Here is a 19,476-nt window from a genome sequence, read left to right as displayed (position 1 = left end):
ACCCATTGCGGTACCGCGCTGGGACGATCCCCACACACGTCATCCCTGCGATGTAGGCGGCTGATGTATCCGCTGCGCCGGGAATGACCACCGGGACGGACTCGGAGGGCCCCGCGCGGTGGCGACAATGAACCGGTGACGGACGTACGTACGACGCTGGAGCGACTGCGGGAAGCCGCCCGGAGGACGGTCCGCGACGCCAGGCTTCCGAGCGGTCTCCCGCTGCGGCCCACCCGCCGCGCCTGGCAGTTCGACGCGCTGGTGGCACTGGTACTCGGAATCGCCACCGTCTACTACGGCATCGACAACGCCGATGTCGTCGTGGTGCGTGAGATCGCACCCGGCGTGGTGCACGTCGTGCCGCGCCCGTCCGGCCCCGGCGGCCTGGCCTTCATGGTGACCCTCGCGGTCATCGCCTCGGGTGCCCTGGCCCTGCGCCGCCGGTACCCGCTCGCCGTGCTGTGCGTCGTGACGGCCGCGACACTGGCGACACCGCAGAGCGTCGGGCGGCTGACCTTCTACGCGTTCGTCATCGCCGTGTACAGCGCCGCCGTGTACAGCCCGTACCGGGTGGCGACCCTGGCGGCGCTGCCGGTGTCGGTCACCCTGGTCGGCACGTCGGGGAACTCGGTGGCACCGATCGTGCCCAACCAGTACATCGCCCTGCTGATCCTGGTCCCGATGGCCGTGGCCGCCGTCGGCCTGCGTACCTGGAAACTCCGAACCGACGAGGGCCGCACCCGGCTCCTGGCCCTGGAACGCGAACAGGCCGAGGCACTCCGCCGGGCCGTCGAGCATGAGCGGGCCAGAATCGCCCGCGAACTGCACGACGTCGTCACGCACAACGTCAGCGTGATGATCATCCAGGCGGGCGCCGCCCGCAAGATCATGAACACCTCCCCCGAGCAGGCCGGCGAGGCACTGCTCGCCGTCGAGGCGGGCGGGCGGGCGGCCATGACCGAGCTGCGCCACGTCATGGGACTGCTCACCATGGGCAGCGTGGGCGAGGGGACGGACGGAGATGCGGACCTGGCCGATTCGGCGGCGGAGCTGGCCCCGCAACCGGGCCTGGACCAGCTGGAGACTCTGGTCGGACGGGTCCGGGACACCGGACTGCCCGTCGACCTGACCGTGACCGGCCCGCCCCGCCCCCTCCCGCCGGGCCTCGAACTCGCCGCCTACCGCGTGGTGCAGGAAGCCCTGACCAACACCGTGAAGCACGCGTCCGGCGCCACCGCCGCCGTGACCGTCGAATACGGCCCGCAGCGGCTCCGGGTGGAAGTCACCGACACCGGTGGACACCCGGGCGCGGGCGTTGCCGCCGGAAACGGCCGGGGCCTCATCGGCCTGCGCGAGCGCCTCGCCGTCTACGACGGAACCCTGAACACCGGCCGACGCCTGACCGGCGGCTACCGTGTGGAGGCCCTGATCCCCTTGGAGACACCGTGACCGAGCCGCTGCGTGTGCTCCTCGCCGACGACCAGACCCTGGTCCGCACCGGATTCCGGTTGATCCTCGGCGCCGACGGAATCGACGTCGTCGCCGAGGCGGCCAACGGGACCGAAGCGGTCGAAGCGGCCCGCCGTACACGTCCCGACGTGGTCCTGATGGACGTCCGGATGCCCGAGATGGACGGCCTGGAGGCCACCCGCCGCATCCTCACCGGCGCCCCCGACACACCCCGCGTCATCATCCTGACCACCTTCGACCTCGACCGGTACGTCTACGCGGCACTGTCCGCCGGGGCCAGCGGCTTCCTCCTCAAGGACGTCACCCCCGAGCGTCTGACCGCGGCCGTCCGCACGGTCCGTACCGGCGACGCTCTCCTCGCGCCCGCCATCACCCGCCGGCTCGTGGAACGGTTCACCCAGCGCGGCAGCGACACCGCCAGCCTCCACCGCGACCTCGCCTCGCTCACCCCGCGCGAACTGGAGGTCCTCGGCCTGCTGGCCCGAGGACTGAGCAACGCCGAACTCGCCACTCGCCTCCGCCTGGCCGAGACGACGGTCAAGACGCACGTCGCCCGCATCCTCGCCAAGCTCGGACTCCGTGACCGTGTCCAGGCCGTCATCGTCGCCTACGAGACAGGGCTGGTCAGTGCCGGCGCACGTGAGGACGCGACGCCAGGCCCTCCGTCGTGACCGTTGTCCGGTCGTCCGCCTCGTGATCGCTCCGCACCCGTATCACTTCGAGGCGTTCGGTGCCGCTCTGGATGCCGGCCGCATGGGTCAGTTAGATTAGCCTAGCCTTACTGGGAGCAAGTGCTAACGAACCGCGCAGGGACGCCTGGCCTGCAGCACCACTTCGCCCGGGCCCGCCCGGCCCCGGCACGAAACGGAGTGACCGCGTGACCGTGACAGCCGCCCGAGAAGGGGATCCGTCCGCCCGGGCGCTTCCCTGGCCCGAGGAACTGCGGGGCAGTGTGGTCGTCGTCAAGTTCGGTGGCAACGCCATGGTGGACGCGAGGCTGCAACTGACCTTCGCACAGGACGTCGTGGAGCTGTGGCACGCGGGCCTGCGCCCGGTCGTCGTGCACGGCGGCGGGCCGCAGATCAGCGCGATGCTGGACCGGCTCGGCTTGGAGACCCGCTTCGAGGCGGGGCTGCGGGTGACCACACCCGAGACCCTGGACGTGGTGCGCATGGTGCTGACGGGGCGCGTCCAGCGGGAGCTGGTCGGTCACATCAATGCCCACGGCCCCTTCGCGGTGGGCCTGACCGGGGAGGACGCGCACACGATGACGGCCGTGCGGCGGCCGGCCCGGGTCGACGGCCGGGCGGTGGACATCGGTCTCGTCGGTGACGTCGTGGACGTCAACCCGGCCATGGTGCGCGCGCTGTTGGAGCAGGACCACATCCCCGTCGTCTCCCCCGTGGCACGCGGCGCGGACGGGCAGGTCTACAACGTGAACGCCGATCTCGCGGCAGCCGCCCTCGCCGTCGCTCTGGACGCCGAGCGGCTGGTGATGCTCACCGACGTCGAGGGACTGTACGCGGACTGGCCGCACAGCACCGAGGTGATCGGGCGTCTGACAGCCCGTGCGCTGGACGGGCTGCTGCCCGGGCTGGCGAGCGGGATGCTGCCGAAGATGGAGGGCTGTCTGCGGGCCGTGCGCGGCGGGGTGCGCAAGGCGCATGTGGTGGACGGGCGCGTGCCGCACGCGGTGCTGCGCAGTGTGCTCGCCGCGACCAGCCCCGGCACCACCGTGGTTCCCGACATGGTCACCACGTCCTGACCAGGACGCGCGCGTTGCGCCGCGGGTCCAGGGATTCCGCCCAGGCACGGGGGGCCCGACGGGGCGTCGTCGGCGTGAAGCCGTAGCGGAGGAACAGTCCGGCGCCTCCGGTGGTCGCCGTGAACAGGGACTCCAGCGACTGCGCGTGTGCGGTGTCGAGGACCGCGCGTAACAGCGCGGCTCCCGCTCCGCTGCCCTGCCGGTGCGCGGCCACACAGAAGTTGTAGACGACGCCCTCGTGTCGGCGGTCCTCCCATGCTTCCGCGGGGTACGCGCGCAGGCCCACGCAGCCGTCGAGGGTGCCGTCGGGGGCCTCCAGCACCAGGAAGTCGGCGGCCCGGGCGGCATAGAGGGCGGCGGGGCGTTCGCGCAGCGCGCCCGAGCGTACGAAGGGCCGGGACAGGGCGGCGAGGGCGGCGGCCTCGTCCGGGCGGGCGGTGCGCACGGTGGGCGCCGGTGCGACAAGGGCGCGCGGCAACGCGACAGGGCGCGGCGTGGCCGTGGTCAAGGGGTTCCTTCCTCGGTTCGGACCGGGGATCAGGTGCGCGGGCGGCTCGGATGGCCGTCGACGTACGTCTCCACCACGTCGACGTCGCCGATGCGCGAGGTGTCGACGCGCCGGGGGTCGTCTCCGAGGACGACCATGTCGGCGTGTTTGCCCGGGGTGAGGCTGCCCAGGCGGTCCTCCCAGTGGCAGGCCCGGGCGCCGGCGACGGTGTAGGCGTGCAGGGCCTGGTCGACGGTGACGGCCTCGTCCGGGCCGATGAGCTGCCCGGAGGTGGAAGCGCGCTCAGCCATGAACTGGACGGCGCGCAGGGGCGATCCGTCGGCGACGGGTCGGTCGGAGCTGCCCACGAGGGGGATGCCATGGTCCAGGAACGCCTTGCCCCGGTACATCCAGGGCGCCCGTTCCTCGCCCATGATCGAGGCGTAGTCGTCGCCGAAGTAGCGCAGGAAGCTGGGCTGGACGACCGCGGTGACGCCGAGTCGCGCGAAGCGCGGGAGCTGGTCGGGCCGGATCAGCCCGGCGTGTTCGATGCGGTGGCGTGCCAGGGGGCGGGGGCGCAGGCGCTGGGCGCGTTCGAGGGCGTCCAGGGCCACGTCGGCCGCGCGGTCGCCGATCGCGTGCACGGCGAGCTGCCAGCCGGCGAGGTGGCCGTCCACGATGAGGCCGGTGAGCACGTCCGGGTCGTCCTGCAACTGCCCGGCATGGCCGAGCCCTTCGTAGGGGCTGGTCAGTGCGGCCGTACGGGCCATCATGCCGCCGTCGGTGTAGACCTTCAGCGCGCCCACGGAGAGCCGGTCGTCGCCGAACCCGGTGCGCAGGCCGAGGTCGAGGGCGCGCGGGATGCCGTCGGTCTCGTGGGCGGCGACCGTGTGCAGCCGGTCGGCGGACACCATGAGCTGTACGCGCAGGGGCAGCAGGCCCTTGTCACGGGCGAGTTGGTAGGCGCCGAGTTCGACAGGGCTGTGGCCGAAGAGGGTGCCTCCGATGCCCGCTTCCGCGCAGGCGGTGACGCCCTCGGCCAGGCAGGTGCGGGCCGCGCGGCCGATCGCCTCGGCCAGGTCCTCCTGGGAGTGCGGCAGGCACAGGGCGCGGGCGGCACCCATGGCCTGCTCGGCGAGGAAGCCGTTGTCGTGCGGGATGCCGGCGGGGAGCAGGTCCAGGACGGCGGTGTTGACGACGCAGCCGTGCCCGGAATCGTGCAGCAGGTAGAGCTTGCGTCCGTCGCTGACCCGGTCGAGGTCGGCGGCGGTGAGATGGCGGCCCAGGGCCCGCTGGTCGTAGCCGGCGATGCTCACCCAGTCGCCGGGGGCGCGGGTGCGGGCGACGGCGTCGGCCACGACCGCGAGCACGTCGTCGACGCGGGTGCGGCCCGCGATGCTCGGGGTGTTCTGCTTGAACCCGGTCCAGGCGAGGTGGACATGGGCGTCGATGAACCCCGGCAGGACCGTGGCGCCCTGCAGGTCGACGACCTCCCGGGCGGGCAGGGAGGTCACGGCCTCGTCGAGGCCCGCGATCCGGCCCTGCCAGATGCCCAGGTCATGAGCGACCGGATGGTCCGGATCCATGGTGAGGAAGCGGGCGTTGGTCAGCCTGGTGCACAGCATCGGCGGTATCAGGCGTCCTGGGTCGCGGCGAGGGACTTCGGGCGCAGGTCCGTCCAGTGGGTTTCGACGTACTCCAGGCATGCCTCGCGCGTGTTCTCGGCGAAGGCGATGGTCCATCCCCCGGGCACCTCGGCGAAGGACGGCCAGAGGGAGTGCTGGCCCTCGTCGTTCACCAGGACCAGGAAACGGCCTTCGTTGTCGTCGAAGGGGTTGGTGCTCATGTGCGGTGCCTCCTCGGAGGGCCAAGATTAGGTTAGGCTCGCCTAATTGGCAGAGCTTAGCCTTTGGCCCTTCCCTCTCACAAGGAGACGTTCATGCGTGTGGCCGCGGCCGACAGGGAGGACGCGTTCGCCGGGTTCGGGCTGCCCGGGACGCCCGGCACCGACGGATTCTGGGCCGGGGTGGCCGCCCCGGCGTCCGTACCGGACGGTGACGGCGGATGGGTGACCCTGTTCCTGTGGCGCGGGTCCGGGCCGGTGACCGTCGAGTTCGAGAGCTGGTCGGATCCCGCCCCCCTGCGCCGGTGGGACGGCTCGGACTGCTGGTACGCCGAGGTGCGCATGCCCGCGCGGCTGCGGGTGACGTATCGGTTCGAGGCGGGGGGTGTCTCCCATGCCGACCCGTTCAACCCGGCCGGGGCGGGCGGCGACCGGTCCGTCGCCGCGACCCCGGACGCCCCGGATCAGCCGCACTGGCCCCTCGTCGGGGCCGACGCGGTGCTGCCCGTGCCGCGGGCACGGATCCGCTGGGCGAGTGAGCGGCTGGGCGGGCGGCGTACGGTGCGGGTGCATCCGGCGGGGGGCGGCGGGCCGGTGGTGCTGCTGCTCGACGGGGACGACTGGCTGTATCTGCATCCGGCGGTGACCGCGTTCGACTCGGCCGTGGCGGCGGGTGAGTTGCCGCCGGTCACTCTTGTCTTCCTGCCCGCCAAGGACCGGGCCGCCGAGTTCACCTGCCGGCCCGAGCTGTGGGAGGCGGTGCGGGACGAACTGCTGCCGTTGGTAGCGGAGTCGGGCGTCAACGCCGATCCGGAGCGGCTCGTGGTTGCCGGGCAGAGCCTCGGAGGGCTGAGTGCGGTGTACGCGGCGCTGGAGTTTCCCGAGTTGGTGTCACGGGTCGCCTGTCAGTCGGGGTCGTTCTGGTGGACGCCGGACGCCATGCGGCTGGCCGATCCGTTGGGGGGTCCGGTCGGGGGTGTGATCGCTGAGCGGCTGCGGGAGAGTGTCGATCTGTCGGGGCTGCGGGTCGCGTTCGACGTCGGGGAGCACGAGGACCGGATGCTGCCTCACTGTGAGGTGACCGAGGGTTTGGTGCAGCGGGCCGGTGCGGTGGTGCGTGTCTCTCGGTCCGCGTCCGGGCATGACCGCGCCGGGTGGCGTCATGCCCTGCTCAGGGACGTCGGCTGGGCCCTCGGTGAGTAGTCGTGTGCGGGCCGGTGGGGGCTGGTCGCGCAGTTCCCCGCGCCCCTGAGGGCCTGTCCCCCAGCCCCCTTGCCACTCACCGTGCGACCGCCAGGCAGTAGGCCTCGTCGTTGGCCAGGAGGTTGCGGTGGGTGTCCTCCGCTGTGATCGTGCCGCCGTCCAGGACCAGGACCCGGTCCGCCGCGTCCAGGAACGCCGGGCTGCTGGTGATGACGATCGTCGTGCGGCCGCGGCGCAGTTTCGCCACGTTGCGGGCGACGAGTTGCTCGGTGACCGCGTCCACCGCCGTGGTCGGGTCGTGCAGGACGAGGACTTCGGTGTCGGCGGCCAGGGCGCGGGCCAGGGAGAGGCGCTGGCGCTGGCCTCCGGAGAGGTTGGCGCCCCGGTCGCGGACGCCGTAGTCGAGGCCTTCGCGGTGCAGGGCCACGACGTCGGTCAGCATGGAGGCCTCGACGGCGTCGGGGACCGTCCGGCTGGTGCCCGACGGGTCGATGTTCGTGCGGAGGGTGCCCGCGAAGATTTCCCCGTCGTACGGGTTGACCAGCATGTGCTCTCGGACCGCCTCGACGGAGAGATCCGCCAGCTCCTGGCCGCCGATCCGTACCGTTCCCTCGTACGCGGCGGGCGGGACGTGCACGGCCAGGACGGCGGCGAGGTCGGCCGCCGCGCGGGGCTGGTAGGGGGCGATGGCGACGAACTCGCCTGCCTTCACCTGCAACTTCAGGTTGGTCAGGGTGCCGTGTCGGACGCAGTCGATCTCCAGGTCGCCGCCCGCGGACGGGCGTTCGGAGCCCGGGGTCTGCACCGGCGGGGCCGACAGCACCAGCGCCATCCGCTCGGCCGAGGCACGCGCGATCATCACGTACTTGGGCATCTCCGAGAACAGCTTGAGCGGTTCCATGATGAACTGCGCCAGGCCCACGGCCATGACCAGTTCCCCGATGTTGATGCGGCCCTCGAACGCCAGCCAGCCCGCTGTCAGGGTCACGGCGCCGGCGAGGACCGCGTTGAGGGCCAGTGCGGTACCCGCGTAGGCACCGTTCACCTTGGCGACGGTGATCGACTGGTGTTTCGCCTCGGTGCTGACCTTGCGGTAGGACCGGAAGGCCGCGTGGTTGCCGCCGAAGCCGTGCAGCGGGCGCAGGCCGGTGATCAGGTCGGCGACCTTCGCACCGGCACGCGCCACCCGGGCCTGCTGCTCCTGGGTGCTGGAGCCGATCCGCTTGGACATCACACTGAGGATGGACAGGATCGCGACGGTGCCCACGATCACCAGAAGTCCGAGCCGGATGTCGGCCAGACCCAGCGCGACCGCCGCGACCAGCACCGCGACGAGCGAGCTGATCAGCAGCGGCACCACCTCGATGATGTCGGCGGTCTGATCGGCGTCCTCGGTGGCGATGGTCAGCACCTCGCCGGACTTGAGGTCGACGTCCCTGGCCACCGGTTGCAGGCCGCAGGCCGCGACCCTCACCCTCCAGCGGTGCGCTTCGGTCGTGTTGGCCTTCTGCAGGATCCGCATGCCGAATCGCCACGACAGCGACACCGTCGTGATGATCACGGCCAGCGCGCCGATCGACAGGGCGAGCGCCTGGAGGCTGCGGCCGTCCCGCATCGTGTGCTCGACGATCAGGCCGAGCGCGATGGGGAAGGCCGTCTCACCGGCCTGGTAGAGGCCCATGAGGAGAGTGCCCCAGACCATGGCGGCGATGTTGCGGCGCAGGGCCGTGCGGAGGATGGCGGCCCCGTGGCGGGGCCGCTCTGTGTCAGTTGTCATCGAGGTGGCGGGCAATCGCTTCCGGGGTTCGCAGGGTGAACAGATCGCGGATCGTGATCACGGGACCGTACTCGCGGCGGAGCAGCCCGACGAGCCGTACCGCCAGCATGGAGTGTCCCCCGAGGGACACGAAGTCGCTCACCGCACTCACCTCGTCGTCGTCAAGATCCAGTGCCTCGGCGAAGTACTCGCACACCACGGTCTCGGTCTCGGTCTCCGGGCCCCGCTCCCCCACCGTGGTCAGCGCGCCCAGCGGCTTGGCCTCGGGCAGCGCCTTGGTGTCAGCCTTCCCGTTCACCGTCAGCGGGATGCTGTCGACCTGTGCGTAGTGCGTGGGCCGCAGGAAGTCCGGCAGCCCGGCGCCCACTTCGGCGGCGACGGCCGCCAGTTGCGCGTCCTCCAGCACCAGGTAGGCGGCCAGCCGGTAGGCACCGTCGACCTGCGGGTCGGGCTGGGCGACCGCGGCGGCGAACCGCACCGCCGGATGCGCCGCGAACACCGCCTCGACCTCACCGAGTTCGACCCGGTGGCCGCGGATCTTGACCTGCTGGTCGGTGCGGCCCAGGTACATCAGGTTGCCGTCCGGCCGGCGGACCACCAGGTCTCCAGTGCGGTACATGCGCTCGCCGGGCTCGCCGAACGGGCAGGCGACGAAGCGGTGCGCGGTCTGGGCGGGCTGCCCGAGGTAGCCGCGCGCGATGCCGATGCCCGACACGTACAGCTCACCGGGGACGCCGTCCGGAAGGGGCCGGAGCCAGGGGTCCAGGACGTACACGTCCGTGTTGTCGATGGCGACGCCCACGACCGGGTCCTCGCACTCGAAGGTGCCGACGCCGAGCGTGTTGATGGTGTACTCGGTGGGCCCGTACAGGTTGTAGCCGACCGTGCCCTCGGTGTCGGAGAGCCGCTGCCACAGCGTCGGCGTGACGGCCTCACCGCCGAGCAGCACCAGCGCAGGCCGCCGTGCCGGGTTGTCGAGCAAACCCTCGGCCACCAACTGCTGCGCGTAGGTCGGGGTCACATTGACGACGTCGATGCCGTGCTCCAGGCAGTACTCGACCAGCCGGGGCGCGTCGCGGCGCAACTCCTCGTCACAGATGTGCACTTCATGGCCGTCGGCGAGCCACAGCAGTTCCTCCCAGGACATGTCGAACGCGAACGACACGGTGTGCGCGATCCGGAAGATCCGGTGGCCGTGCTCCGCCAGTACCGGTTCGAAGATCCGGCGCTGATGGTTGATCAGCATGTTGGTGAGCCCGGCGTACTCGGTCACCACGCCCTTGGGCTTCCCGGTCGAGCCGGAGGTGTAGATCGTGTACGCGGGATGGCGCAGCCGGTCCGGGTCGTCCGGCGCGAACGTCACGAACGGCCCGGTCTCGGGGAGCGGCCGGTCGAGTTCGATCAGCTCGCCGGCCAGCCGGGGCGACACGGTGCTCACGGTGAGGATCAGGTCCGGCCCGGCGTCCTCGACGATGGCGGCGATCCGCTCGTCCGGGTGGTCCAGCTCCAGCGGCACGTACGCGGCGCCAACCCGCAGGACGGCGAACAGCGCCACGATCCAGTCGAGGGAGCGCGGGATCGCGAGGCCCACGGTGGTCTCGGGGCCGATGCCGCGTCCGGCGAGCACGCCCGCCACGGCCCGGCTGCGGTCCCGGAGTTCGCCGAAGGTCATCGTCGAGCCGTCGGCGACGAGCGCCACCCGCTGCGGGTCGCGGTCGGCCGCCCGGTCGAACCGGTCGACGACGGTGTCGGTGCCGACGTCGGTGCGTGCGGCCGGCTCGGGGACCGGGCCCAGCCCCCGCAGGGCGCCCACGGGCCCGGTCGACCGGGCGAGGTCCTGGAGCACGCTCAGGAAGTCGTCGAGGAGACGGCGGGCGCCCGCGGTGTCTCCGTCGCGGTACTCCAGCTTGACCGTGAGCCGGTCGCCCGGGGTGACGACCCAGGTGAACGGGTAGTGCGTGGAGTCGTCGGCCTTCACCGAGGTGATGCCGTGCCGGGCGTTCATCTCGGCGAACGCGTCCATGTCCAGGAAGTTCTGCAGCACGAACAGGTTATCGAACAGGGTGTCGTGCCCGCTGGCCCGCTGGATCTCGCCGAGCCCCAGGTGCTCGTGCTCCATCGCCTCGACCCGTGCCGTCTGTACGGCCGACAGGTACTCCCGGACCGACTCGTCGGGCCGGGCCCGCGTCCAGGTGGGCACGGTGTTGAGCAGCACCCCGACGATGCCGTCCAGGCCCTCGCCGTCGCGGCCGGAGACGGTCACGCCGAACACGGCATCGCTGCGGCCGGTGTGCGCGCCGAGCAGGAGGCCGAACGCCCCGGTCAGCACCGAGTTCAGCGTGACGCCGTGCACCCTGGCCGCGTCCCGCAGCAGTTCTGACTGCTCGGCGGACAGCGTGTGCACGAGTGCGCGCGGCAGGTCGTCCGAGAGGGCCGGCGCCGGTCCGGCGAGCAGCGTCGGGCCGGGGAGACCGGCCAGGTGCTCCGCCCAGAAGCGTTCCGATACGGCGGGGTCCTTGGCGTCGAGCGCCCGGGCGTACTCCTCGAAGCTCGGCGTGGCCGGCATCGGGTCGAGCGGCTCGCCCGCGAGGACGGCACGGTAGGCGTCGAACAGGTCCCGCAGGACGATCTCGCGGGACCAGCCGTCCCACAGCAGCAGGTGGTAGCTGAGCAGCAGGCCGTCGCGGTCGTCGGGCAGCCGCACCACGGTCAGCCGGATGAGCGGAGGCTCCCCCGGGTCGAATCCCGTGTCGCGGTCCCGGGCGCGCAAGGCGTCGACCTCCGAGTCCGTCGACAGGGCGACCGTACGGACGTCGACCCGCCGGCCGGCCTTGAGGACCTGGACGGGATTTCCGTCGTCGTCCGTGCTGAAGCCGGCGCCCACGACCGGGTGCCGTGCGATCACGTACGTCATCGCCTCGGCCAGCGCGTCGGTGTCCAGGCGCCGGTCGAAGGTGAACCAGCTCTGCGCGACGTAGTGTCCGGCCGTGCCCGCCATCTGGGCCTGGAAGAACAGGCCGCGCTGGAGCGGGGTGACCGGTGCGGTGCGCTCGGCCGTCGTGGCGGCGTCCGCGATGTGCTCCAGCGCGCCGCGCCAGTGCTCGGTGATCTCGTCGGGTATGCCCTCGGCGAGGGTGAACTCGGCGAGCAGGCTGCCGGTCGCCTCGTCGGTCCAGGCGTTGACCTCGACGGCGTACGGGCTGCCCTGGTCGCCGCCGGTGAGGTGCAGCGCCTGGGACTCGCTGCCCCTGCCGAGGTAGTTGAACAGCACCTGCGGGCGGGCGGTGAGCAGCGGGGCTGTCTGCGGGTCGAGATACCTGAGCTGCCCGTAGGCGACGTGGGCGCGCTCGTCCGGCTGGCGTTCGGCGACCTCGCGGGCCGCGGCGACCGGGTCGGTGTGCGGGGTGAGCCGTACGGGTGCGATGGAGGTGAACCAGCCGACCGTACGGGTGTAGTCGTGCTGTTCGAGGACCGGGACCCGGCCGTGCCGCTCCAGTTCGATCGCGAGATCGGTGGGCGACGGCTGGACGCGGGTCAGCGCGGTGCGCAGCGCCCCGCACAGCAGCTCGGTGAGACCGACGCCGAGTGCGGCGGGCGCGGTGCGGGTGAGGCGGTCGCTCACGTCGGGGGCGAGCACGACCGTGGTCTCGCGCAGTCCGCCCACCGTGGGCAGCAGTTCGGGCGCCTGAAGCGTGGTGGTCCAGTGGCCGAGGTCGTCGAGTGCGTGGGTGGAGTGGAGCTTCAGTGCTTCGGCGTACTCGGCGTACGACGTGGTCGGCGGTGCGAGCGTCTCCCCGCGGAGGGCTGCGGCCAGGTCGTCCAGCAGGATCAGCCAGGACACCGAGTCGACGGCGAGGTGGTGCACGGTGACCACGAGGGTGCGGGTGGCTTCCAGCCAGGCGAAGGCGATGACGTTTCCGGACTCGGGGTCGAGCTGTGCCGCGGCCTCGTTCGCCACGGCCGTGGCGTCGGTGGTGTCCGGTCGTACGACGGTGACCTCGTGGGCCGGTTCGGTGCGCAGGGCCCACACGCCGTGCTCGATGCGCAGGCGCAGTCGCAGGGTCGGGTGGGCGGCGACTACGGCGTTCGCGGCGCGCTGGGCGTCGGTGAAGGCGGTGCCTTCGGGAGCTTGGAGGGTCCTGGCCTGGGCGAATCGGGTGAGGGAGCCGCCCAGTTCGCGTTGGCGCAGGATGATGGGGGTGGGGGTGAGGGGGCCGTCCTCGCGGCGGGCGGGGGCGGGGGCGGCTGTCTGCGGTGTGCTCGTCGCCAGGTTGTCGGCCAGTGCGCGGGGGGTCTTGAGCAGGAAGACCTCCCGGGGTGAGATCTGCAGGCCGAGGGTCCGGGCCCTGTTCACGACCGTGATGGCGACGATGCTGTCGCCTCCGGCGTGGAAGAAGTCGGTGTCGGCGTCGACGGCTGTGCCGGGCAGTGTCTGAGTGAAGATCTCGATGAGTGCGGTGACTGCTGAGTTCTTGTCTGCGGGTGCGTTGGGGCTGGTCGCGCCCCGCGGCGGAGCCGCATATGGATACAGCCCCGCGCCCCCAAAGGTACGTTCAGTCAGGGTCTTTCGATCCAGCTTGCCGTTGACCGTCAGCGGCAGGGCGTCGATCGTGAGGAGTCGACCCGGGACCATGTGCACGGGCAGCTTCGTGGACAGCAACTCGGCGAAGTCGCCCGGTGCCTGGCCCACCACGTGCGCGACCAGGTGATCGCCGCTGTCCGCCACCGTGACGGCCACGTCCACCACACCGTCGAGTTCCCGTACGGCGGACTCGACCTCGCCCAGCTCGATGCGGAAGCCCTTCAGCTGTACCTGGTCGTCGGCGCGGCCGGTGAACTGGAGCTCGCCGTCGAGGGTGCGGATGGCCAGGTCGCCCGTGTGGTACATGCGGGAGCCGTCGTCCGCGAACGGGTTCGCCACGAAGCGGCCGGCGGTGAGTCCGGGCCTGCCGAGGTAGCCGAGCGACACCTGGTCGCCGGCGACGTAGATGGCACCGACCTTGCCGGGCGGCACCGGGCGGAGCCGGTCGTCGAGCAGGTAGGTGACCAGGCCGGGGATCGGGCCGCCGATCGGGCTGGCGTCGTCGCCGGGGCCGAAGTCCTCGTCGGTGAGCACCCGGCGGGTGACGTGGACGGTCGTCTCGGTGATGCCGTACATGTTGACCAGCTCGGGCGCGCCCGTGCCGTGCCGCTCGACCCAGCCGCGCAGCCGCCCGAGGTCCAGCGCCTCGCCGCCGAAGATGATCCGGCGGAGTGCGGGCAGCGGCTCGCCGGCGAGCCGGTCGGCCTCGATGAACTGGTAGAACGCCGACGGGGTCTGGTTGAGCACGGTGACTCCGTGCTCGCGGACCAGCCGGTGGAAGTCGACCGGGGAGCGCGTCAGCCCGTACTCGGGCACCAGCAGTTCGCCGCCGTACGCCAGCGCGCCCCACAGCTCCCAGACCGCGAAGTCGAAGGAGAAGGAGTGGAACTGGACCCACACGTCCTGCGGGCCGAAGTCCATGTCGGGCTGGGTGTTGGCGAGCAGGCTCACCACGCCGGAGTGCGGGACGGCGACGCCCTTGGGCCTGCCGGTCGATCCGGAGGTGTAGATGACGTAGGCGGGGTTGTGCCAGCTCACCTCGGGCTCGGTGGTGTCCCCCGCCGGCAGTTCGTCGCCCTGCACGAGCACCCGGGCCGGGACGCCTGCCCTGGCCAGCAGCTCCGTGAAGCGGTCGCGCTGCTCACGGTCCACCAGGACGACCTGGGGTGCGGCGTCGGCGAGGATGTACTCCAGCCGGTCGTCCGGGTAGGCGAGGTCCAGCGGGACGTAGGCGCCGCCCGCGCTGACGATGGCGACCAGGGCGACGACCTGTTCCAGGGAGCGCGGGACGGCCACGGCGACCCGCTTGCCCAGCCCGACCCCGGCCGCGCGCAGGGCGGAGGCCAGTTCGTTCTTGGTGTCGGCCAGTTCGCCGTAGGTCAGGGACCGGGTGCCGCCGTCGAGGCCGCACTGGGTGACGGCGGTGGCGGCGGGGTCGCGGCGCGCGGCGGCGTCGAACAGGCCGCCCAGCGTCGTCGGGGTGATCGGTGCGGGACGCCGCTCGCTCTCGGGTGCCAGGTCGTCGACCAGGGCGTCCGGCCGGGTGAGCAGGCCGGTGAGGGTGTGGGTGAACGTGTGCAGGATCGACTGTGCGGTTGTCTCCCGCAGCAGTTCGCCGTCGTAGATCAGGTTGAAGCGCGGCCGTCCGTCGAGCGCGCGCTCGACCACCAGCGTGAGCGGGTAGTGCGGGGCGCCCTCGTTGACGAGGTCGGAGACGACCAGCGTGTCGTCGGGTCGTCGCAGGGCGGCGACATCGGTCGCCACGTCGAAGACGACGAGGGTGTCGAACAGGGAGCCGGCGCCGGCCTGGCGGCCGATCCTCGCCAGGGAGACGTGCTGGTGCGGCAGGACCGCGCTCTGGTGCTCGCGTACCGAGGCGAGCAGGTCGGAGGAGGTGGTTCCATCGGCCCAACGGGCGCGTACGGGGATGGTGTTGATGAACAGGCCCACCATGTCCCCGATGCCGGGCACCTCGGCGTCGCGTCCGGAGACGGTGGAGCCGAACACCACGTCGCTGCCGTGCAGGATGCCGCCGAGCGTCACGGCCCAGGCGCTGTGCACGGCCACGCTCAGCGGCACGCCGGCCTCGCGGACGGCGGCGTCGAGGTCGCCCTCCGGCTCCGCGGCGGTGTCGGCGAAGCGGTCCGACGGGGTGTGGTCCTCGGCGACCAGCGAGGGGCCGGGCAGGCCGGCGAGTTCGGCACTCCAGACGCGGTCGCTCTCGTCGTCGTCGCGTCGGGCGAGCCAGTGCACGTAGTCGGCGAAGCCGCCGATCGGGTAGACGGTCCCCGGGGCGTGGTACTCGGCGAGCAGTGCGCGGAGCATCGGCGGCACGGACCAGCCGTCGGCGATGATGTGGTGCACGGTCTGCACCAGGACGTTCCGGCCGGAGCCGGTGCGGATGAGCGTGTATCGCATCAACGGGCCGTTGGCCAGGTCGAATCCGGCGCGGCGGTCCCGTTCGGTGAGGGCGCGTATCTCCTCGTCGGTGATGCCGGGGCGGTCCAGTGTGGTGAAGGGGGCCTGGACGCCGCTCTCCAGCACGGAGACCACGCGGCCGTCGGCGAGGGCGGTGAACCGGGCGGCCAGGTTCGGGAAGAGGGTGAGCAGGCGGGTGGCGGCCGCCGCGAGCCGGTCGGCGTCCACCTCGCCGTCCAGGGTCAGGAGTTGCTGCTCGACGTAGGCGCCCGCCGAGTCGTCGTCGAAGACCGAGTGGAAGTACAGGCCCTCCTGCAGCGGGGTCAGCGGCAGGATGTCCCGCAGCGCCGGGCCGTCCAGGGCGTCGACGTCGGTCTGGGTGAGCGGCACCAGGGGGAAGTCGCTGGGCGAGTGGCCGCCCTCGCCGAGCGCGGCGAGTCCAGCCAGGGCCGTGCGGAAGTAGTCGCCGAGTGTCGTGATGTCGGCGTCGGTGAACATGCCGTCGGGCCAGGAGATGGTGGTGACCAGTTCGTACGCGCCGGAGGCGGCGGGTTCGGCGATCGCGTTGAACTCCAGGGCGCGCGGCAGGCGCATCCGCGGGTCGCGCTTCTCACCCAGTTGGCCGGTGGTGCCCGCGAGTTGCCAGTCGCCGGGGGCGCCGGCGGCGAAGCGGCCGAGGTAATTGAGGAGCACCTGCGGTGCGGGGGCGTCGAACTCGCTGTGGGTGAGGTAGCGCAGGGCGCCGTAGGAGATGCCGTTGTCCGGCACCCGGGCAAGGTCCTCCTTGACCGCCTTGAGGGCGGCGGTCAGATACGCGGGGGTGGTGAGGTCGGCCGCCGTGCCGGGGTCGACGGTCACCGGGAAGAGGGTGGTGAACCAGCCGACGGTGCGCGACAGTTCCGGATCGAAGCCTGCGGAGCCCGCGACGAACTGTCCTTCGCGGCCGTGGCCTTCGAGTTCGATGTGGGCGAACGTCTGGTCCTGGCCGAGGTCGCGGCGCCGGCGGGCGAGGGCGACGGCGAGCGCGGTCAGCAGGACGTCGTTGACGCCCGCGTGGAACTTCGCGGGGATCTCGCCCAGCAGGGCGGCCGTGATCTCGGGGCCGACCGAGACGGTCCGCAGCCGCTCGTGCGCGACGGTGTCGGCCGCGGACAGGGCGCGCCTGCCCAGCGGGTGGTCCTCTCCCGGCAGGGGGCGCCGGTAGTAGGCGCTGTCCGCGTCGAACGCGGCACGTTCCAGCAGCTGGGTCCAGCGCCGGAACGACGTGCCCACCGGGGGCAGTTCGATCGGCATGCCCGAGGTGGACTGCCGCCAGGCGGTGGCCAGGTCCTCCATCAGGACCCGCCAGGACACGCCGTCGATCACCACATGGTGGGCGACCAGGACCAGTTGCCGTGCCTCACGGCGCCAGACGGCACGCAGCATCGAGCCGGCGTCCGGGTCCAGCCCCTCGGTGGCGAGCGCGACGCACTCCTCGACCGGCAGATCACTCTCCTGCCAGGTCACGAACGCCCCGTCCGCCTCCGGGATGTCGAAGCTCCAGTCGTCGCCGCGCACCAGCTTGGCGCGCAGCATGTCGTGGTGCCGGACGAGGGCCGAGAGGATCTCGTCGAGGGCGTCCGCGGTCAGGTCCGCCGGGGTGTTGAGCACGACGGACTGGACGAAGCCGTCGACGGCGTCCGTGGTCTCACCGAGCCACTGCACGATGGGCGATCCCACGACGGTTCCGGTGGCGACGTCGCCGTGGTCCGCGGTGGAGACGTCCTCACGGCTCGCGACCGCGGCCAGTGCGCCCACGGTGCTGTGGGTGAAGATCTGCCGTGCCGTGACGTGGAGGCCCTCGTCGCGCAGGGCGCTCAGCAGGGAGATCGCCAGGATGCTGTCGCCGCCGAGCTGGAAGAAGTCCTGGTCGACACCGACCTCGTCGAGCCGCAGGACCTGCGCGACCGCGGCGCACACCGCGCGCTCGTCGTCGGTGGTGGGCCGGACGAGCGAGCCCGTTTCGATCGTGGGCTCGGGCAGGGCGTTGCGGTCGAGCTTGCCGTTGGCGGTGAGCGGGAACTCCTCCATCACGACGAGGTGGGCGGGCACCATGTACTCGACCATGTGCTCGGCGGCCCACGCCTTGACCTCGTCCGCCCGCAGGTCCTCGCCGCCGGTGGCCGGGATGACGTAGCCGACCAGGTAGGTGCCGCCCGCCGTGTTCTTCTTCGCGACGACGCAGGTGTGCCGGACCCGGGGGTGTTCGGCGAGACCGGCCTCGACGTCCTCGATCTCCAGTCGCATGCCGCGGATCTTGATCTGGTTGTCGGCGCGGCCGAGGAAGTCCAGCGATCCGTCGGGGGCGAAGCGGGCGAGGTCGCCGGTCCGGTACAGCCGGGAGCCGTCGTCCGCGAAGGGGTTGGCCACGAACCGGGAGGCGGTCAGGCCGGGGGCGCCCACGTATCCGCGGCCCAGGAGGAAGCCGCCCACGTACAGTTCGCCGCCGACCCCGACCGGTACCGGGCGCAGTTCCTCGTCCAGGACGTACAGCTGGGTGTTGGGGTTGGCCTTGCCGATCGACGTCGACAGGCGTTCCGCGGCGCCCCGGTAGATGACGTGCGAGACACCGATCGTCGTCTCGGCGGGGCCGTAGCCGTGGTACATGGGGACGTTGTCGAGCCTGGTGCGGAACCGCTCGTACAGCTCGGGGGTGAGCACCTCCCCGCCGCACCACACGTGCCGCAGGCTGTCGAGACGGCCGGTGTCGCCCGCCATCTCCAGCAGCACGTCCAGCATGGAGGACACCAGATACGTGAAGGTGACGCGCTGTTCGGCGATGACGCTCAGCAGGTGGTGCGGGTCGCGTTCGCCGCCGGGCCGCAGGACGACGAGCCGGCCGCCGGAGACCAGCGGCAGGAAGATCTCGTTGATGGAGATGTCGAAGGACAGCGGCGCCTTGAACAGCGAGGCGTCGTCGTGGCCGAAGCCGAGGATCTCGTTCACCTGCCACAGCAGGCGTTCGCTGATCGCCTCGTGACGGATCATCGCGCCCTTGGGGCGGCCGGTCGAACCGGACGTGAAGATCACATACGCCAGGGCGTCGCCGAGGACGGTGACGCCGGGCCCCTCCGCCGGGTAGGAGCCGTACTGCCAGTCGCCGAGGTCGACGGCCACGGCGTCCGGTTCGGCCGGGTCGTGCTCGCCCGAGGCGTTGAGCTGGACGACGACCCGGGCGTCCTCGATGACGACGATCCGGCGCGCGGCGGGCCACTGCGGATCGAGCGGTACGAAGGCGCAGCCGGCCTGGAGCACGGCGAGCAGCCCGATGACCATGTCGGCGGAGCGGGTCAGGGAGATGCCCACGACCTGCTCGGAGCCGAGTCCGCGTGCGAGCAGGTGGTGGGCCAACTGGCCCGCGTGCTCGGCCGCTTCACGGTAGGTCAGCGTGCGGTGCTCGTCGACGACGGCCACGGCGTCCGGCCGGGTACGTGCCTGCTCGTGGAACATCTCCACGATGGTGGGGCGGACCCGGTCGGCCCGGTTGTCGTTCCACCCGGCCAGGGTCCGGAGCCTGGCCGCGACGCTGGACGGGCCGACGGTGCCGAGCGGCCGGTCCGGGAAGTCGGCCAGGTCGTCCAGCGCGAGCTGCGCGTCCTCGGGTGTGACGCCGTCGGGGACGGTGATGCCGTGGCCGTCCGGGGTGACCTCCCAACCACCGGGCGCGCTGCCCCCGTTGTCGACCCAGCCGAGGACGTCGGCGAAGAGCGTGCCGGGGGTGAGGTCGATGCCCTCGGGGCTCCGGCCCGTCGCCCAGTACGACAGGGCGATGGCGCAGGCCTCGGTGATGGTCCCGTCCGGGTAGTCGCCGATCCGCCGGCGCACATCGGCCAGGCGCGTGGGGGAAAGCGGTGCGAGACGAGCGCGCGGTTGCATCATCGAAGACTCAGCG

General features: G+C 71.9%; 9 protein-coding genes. 4 read left to right on the top strand and 5 right to left on the bottom strand.

The annotated features are described in order from the left end of the window. Nucleotides 1–135: 135 nt before the first annotated feature. From IO24_RS0113440 to argB, 3 genes are all read left to right on the top strand, one after another. The gene (locus IO24_RS0113440) at nucleotides 136–1,449 is read left to right on the top strand and encodes a sensor histidine kinase (protein ID WP_420823208.1); all 1,314 of its coding nucleotides are present in this window, start codon (nucleotides 136–138) and stop codon (nucleotides 1,447–1,449) included. Further along, the gene (locus IO24_RS0113435) at nucleotides 1,446–2,141 is read left to right on the top strand and encodes a response regulator (RefSeq protein WP_031135356.1); all 696 of its coding nucleotides are present in this window, start codon (nucleotides 1,446–1,448) and stop codon (nucleotides 2,139–2,141) included. The genes IO24_RS0113440 and IO24_RS0113435 overlap by 4 nt, the downstream gene beginning before the upstream one ends. 212 nt (nucleotides 2,142–2,353) lie before the next feature. Continuing rightward, nucleotides 2,354–3,235, top strand: a complete 882-nt coding sequence (argB, locus tag IO24_RS0113430; RefSeq protein WP_045296151.1) for an acetylglutamate kinase — start codon at nucleotides 2,354–2,356, stop codon at nucleotides 3,233–3,235. On the opposite strand, the gene IO24_RS0113425 is transcribed toward argB, so the two are convergent. Genes IO24_RS0113425 through IO24_RS0113415 form a run of 3 tightly spaced genes read right to left on the bottom strand, consistent with a single transcriptional unit; the run spans nucleotide 3,222 to nucleotide 5,568 of the window. Next, complete coding sequence (locus IO24_RS0113425; protein ID WP_031135352.1) at nucleotides 3,222–3,743, bottom strand: GNAT family N-acetyltransferase; 522 nt, start codon at nucleotides 3,741–3,743, stop codon at nucleotides 3,222–3,224. The genes argB and IO24_RS0113425 overlap by 14 nt on opposite strands. Before the next feature lie 29 nt (nucleotides 3,744–3,772). Then, nucleotides 3,773–5,347: an amidohydrolase gene (locus IO24_RS0113420; RefSeq protein WP_031135350.1), complete on the bottom strand. Its 1,575-nt coding sequence runs from the start codon at nucleotides 5,345–5,347 to the stop codon at nucleotides 3,773–3,775. A gap of 8 nt (nucleotides 5,348–5,355) precedes the next feature. Further along, complete coding sequence (locus IO24_RS0113415) at nucleotides 5,356–5,568, bottom strand: MbtH family protein (protein ID WP_031135347.1); 213 nt, start codon at nucleotides 5,566–5,568, stop codon at nucleotides 5,356–5,358. A gap of 93 nt (nucleotides 5,569–5,661) precedes the next feature. Between IO24_RS0113415 and IO24_RS0113410 the strand changes: the two genes are divergently transcribed. Beyond that, nucleotides 5,662–6,768 (top strand): alpha/beta hydrolase-fold protein, encoded by a 1,107-nt coding sequence (locus IO24_RS0113410; protein ID WP_031135346.1) that lies wholly within the window; start codon nucleotides 5,662–5,664, stop codon nucleotides 6,766–6,768. 76 nt (nucleotides 6,769–6,844) lie between these two features. On the opposite strand, the gene IO24_RS0113405 is transcribed toward IO24_RS0113410, so the two are convergent. Further along, entirely contained in the window at nucleotides 6,845–8,545 is a 1,701-nt protein-coding gene (locus IO24_RS0113405) for an ABC transporter ATP-binding protein (RefSeq protein ID WP_031135344.1), read from the bottom strand. Continuing rightward, nucleotides 8,535–19,463 carry a non-ribosomal peptide synthetase gene (locus IO24_RS0113400; protein WP_031135343.1) on the bottom strand — a complete coding sequence of 3,643 codons (10,929 nt, stop codon included), beginning with the start codon at nucleotides 19,461–19,463 and terminating at the stop codon, nucleotides 8,535–8,537. Before IO24_RS0113400 ends, IO24_RS0113405 begins: the two co-directional genes overlap by 11 nt. Between the last annotated feature and the right edge of the window lie 13 nt (nucleotides 19,464–19,476).

Origin of the sequence: Streptomyces flavovariabilis, assembly GCF_000725785.1 — a bacterium.
In the GTDB taxonomy this organism is placed as follows: domain Bacteria; phylum Actinomycetota; class Actinomycetes; order Streptomycetales; family Streptomycetaceae; genus Streptomyces; species Streptomyces hawaiiensis.
This window is presented reverse-complemented; position numbering and strand designations above follow the sequence as displayed.

Excerpts from the sequence above, each read along its gene's own strand:
- IO24_RS0113405 (WP_031135344.1), bottom strand. The coding sequence starts at position 8,545 with ATGACAACTGACACAGAGCGGCCCCGCCACGGGGCCGCCATCCTCCGC.
- IO24_RS0113400 (WP_031135343.1), bottom strand. The coding sequence starts at position 19,463 with ATGATGCAACCGCGCGCTCGTCTCGCACCGCTTTCCCCCACGCGCCTG.
- IO24_RS0113415 (WP_031135347.1), bottom strand. The coding sequence starts at position 5,568 with ATGAGCACCAACCCCTTCGACGACAACGAAGGCCGTTTCCTGGTCCTG.
- IO24_RS0113420 (WP_031135350.1), bottom strand. The coding sequence starts at position 5,347 with ATGCTGTGCACCAGGCTGACCAACGCCCGCTTCCTCACCATGGATCCG.
- IO24_RS0113410 (WP_031135346.1), top strand. The coding sequence starts at position 5,662 with ATGCGTGTGGCCGCGGCCGACAGGGAGGACGCGTTCGCCGGGTTCGGG.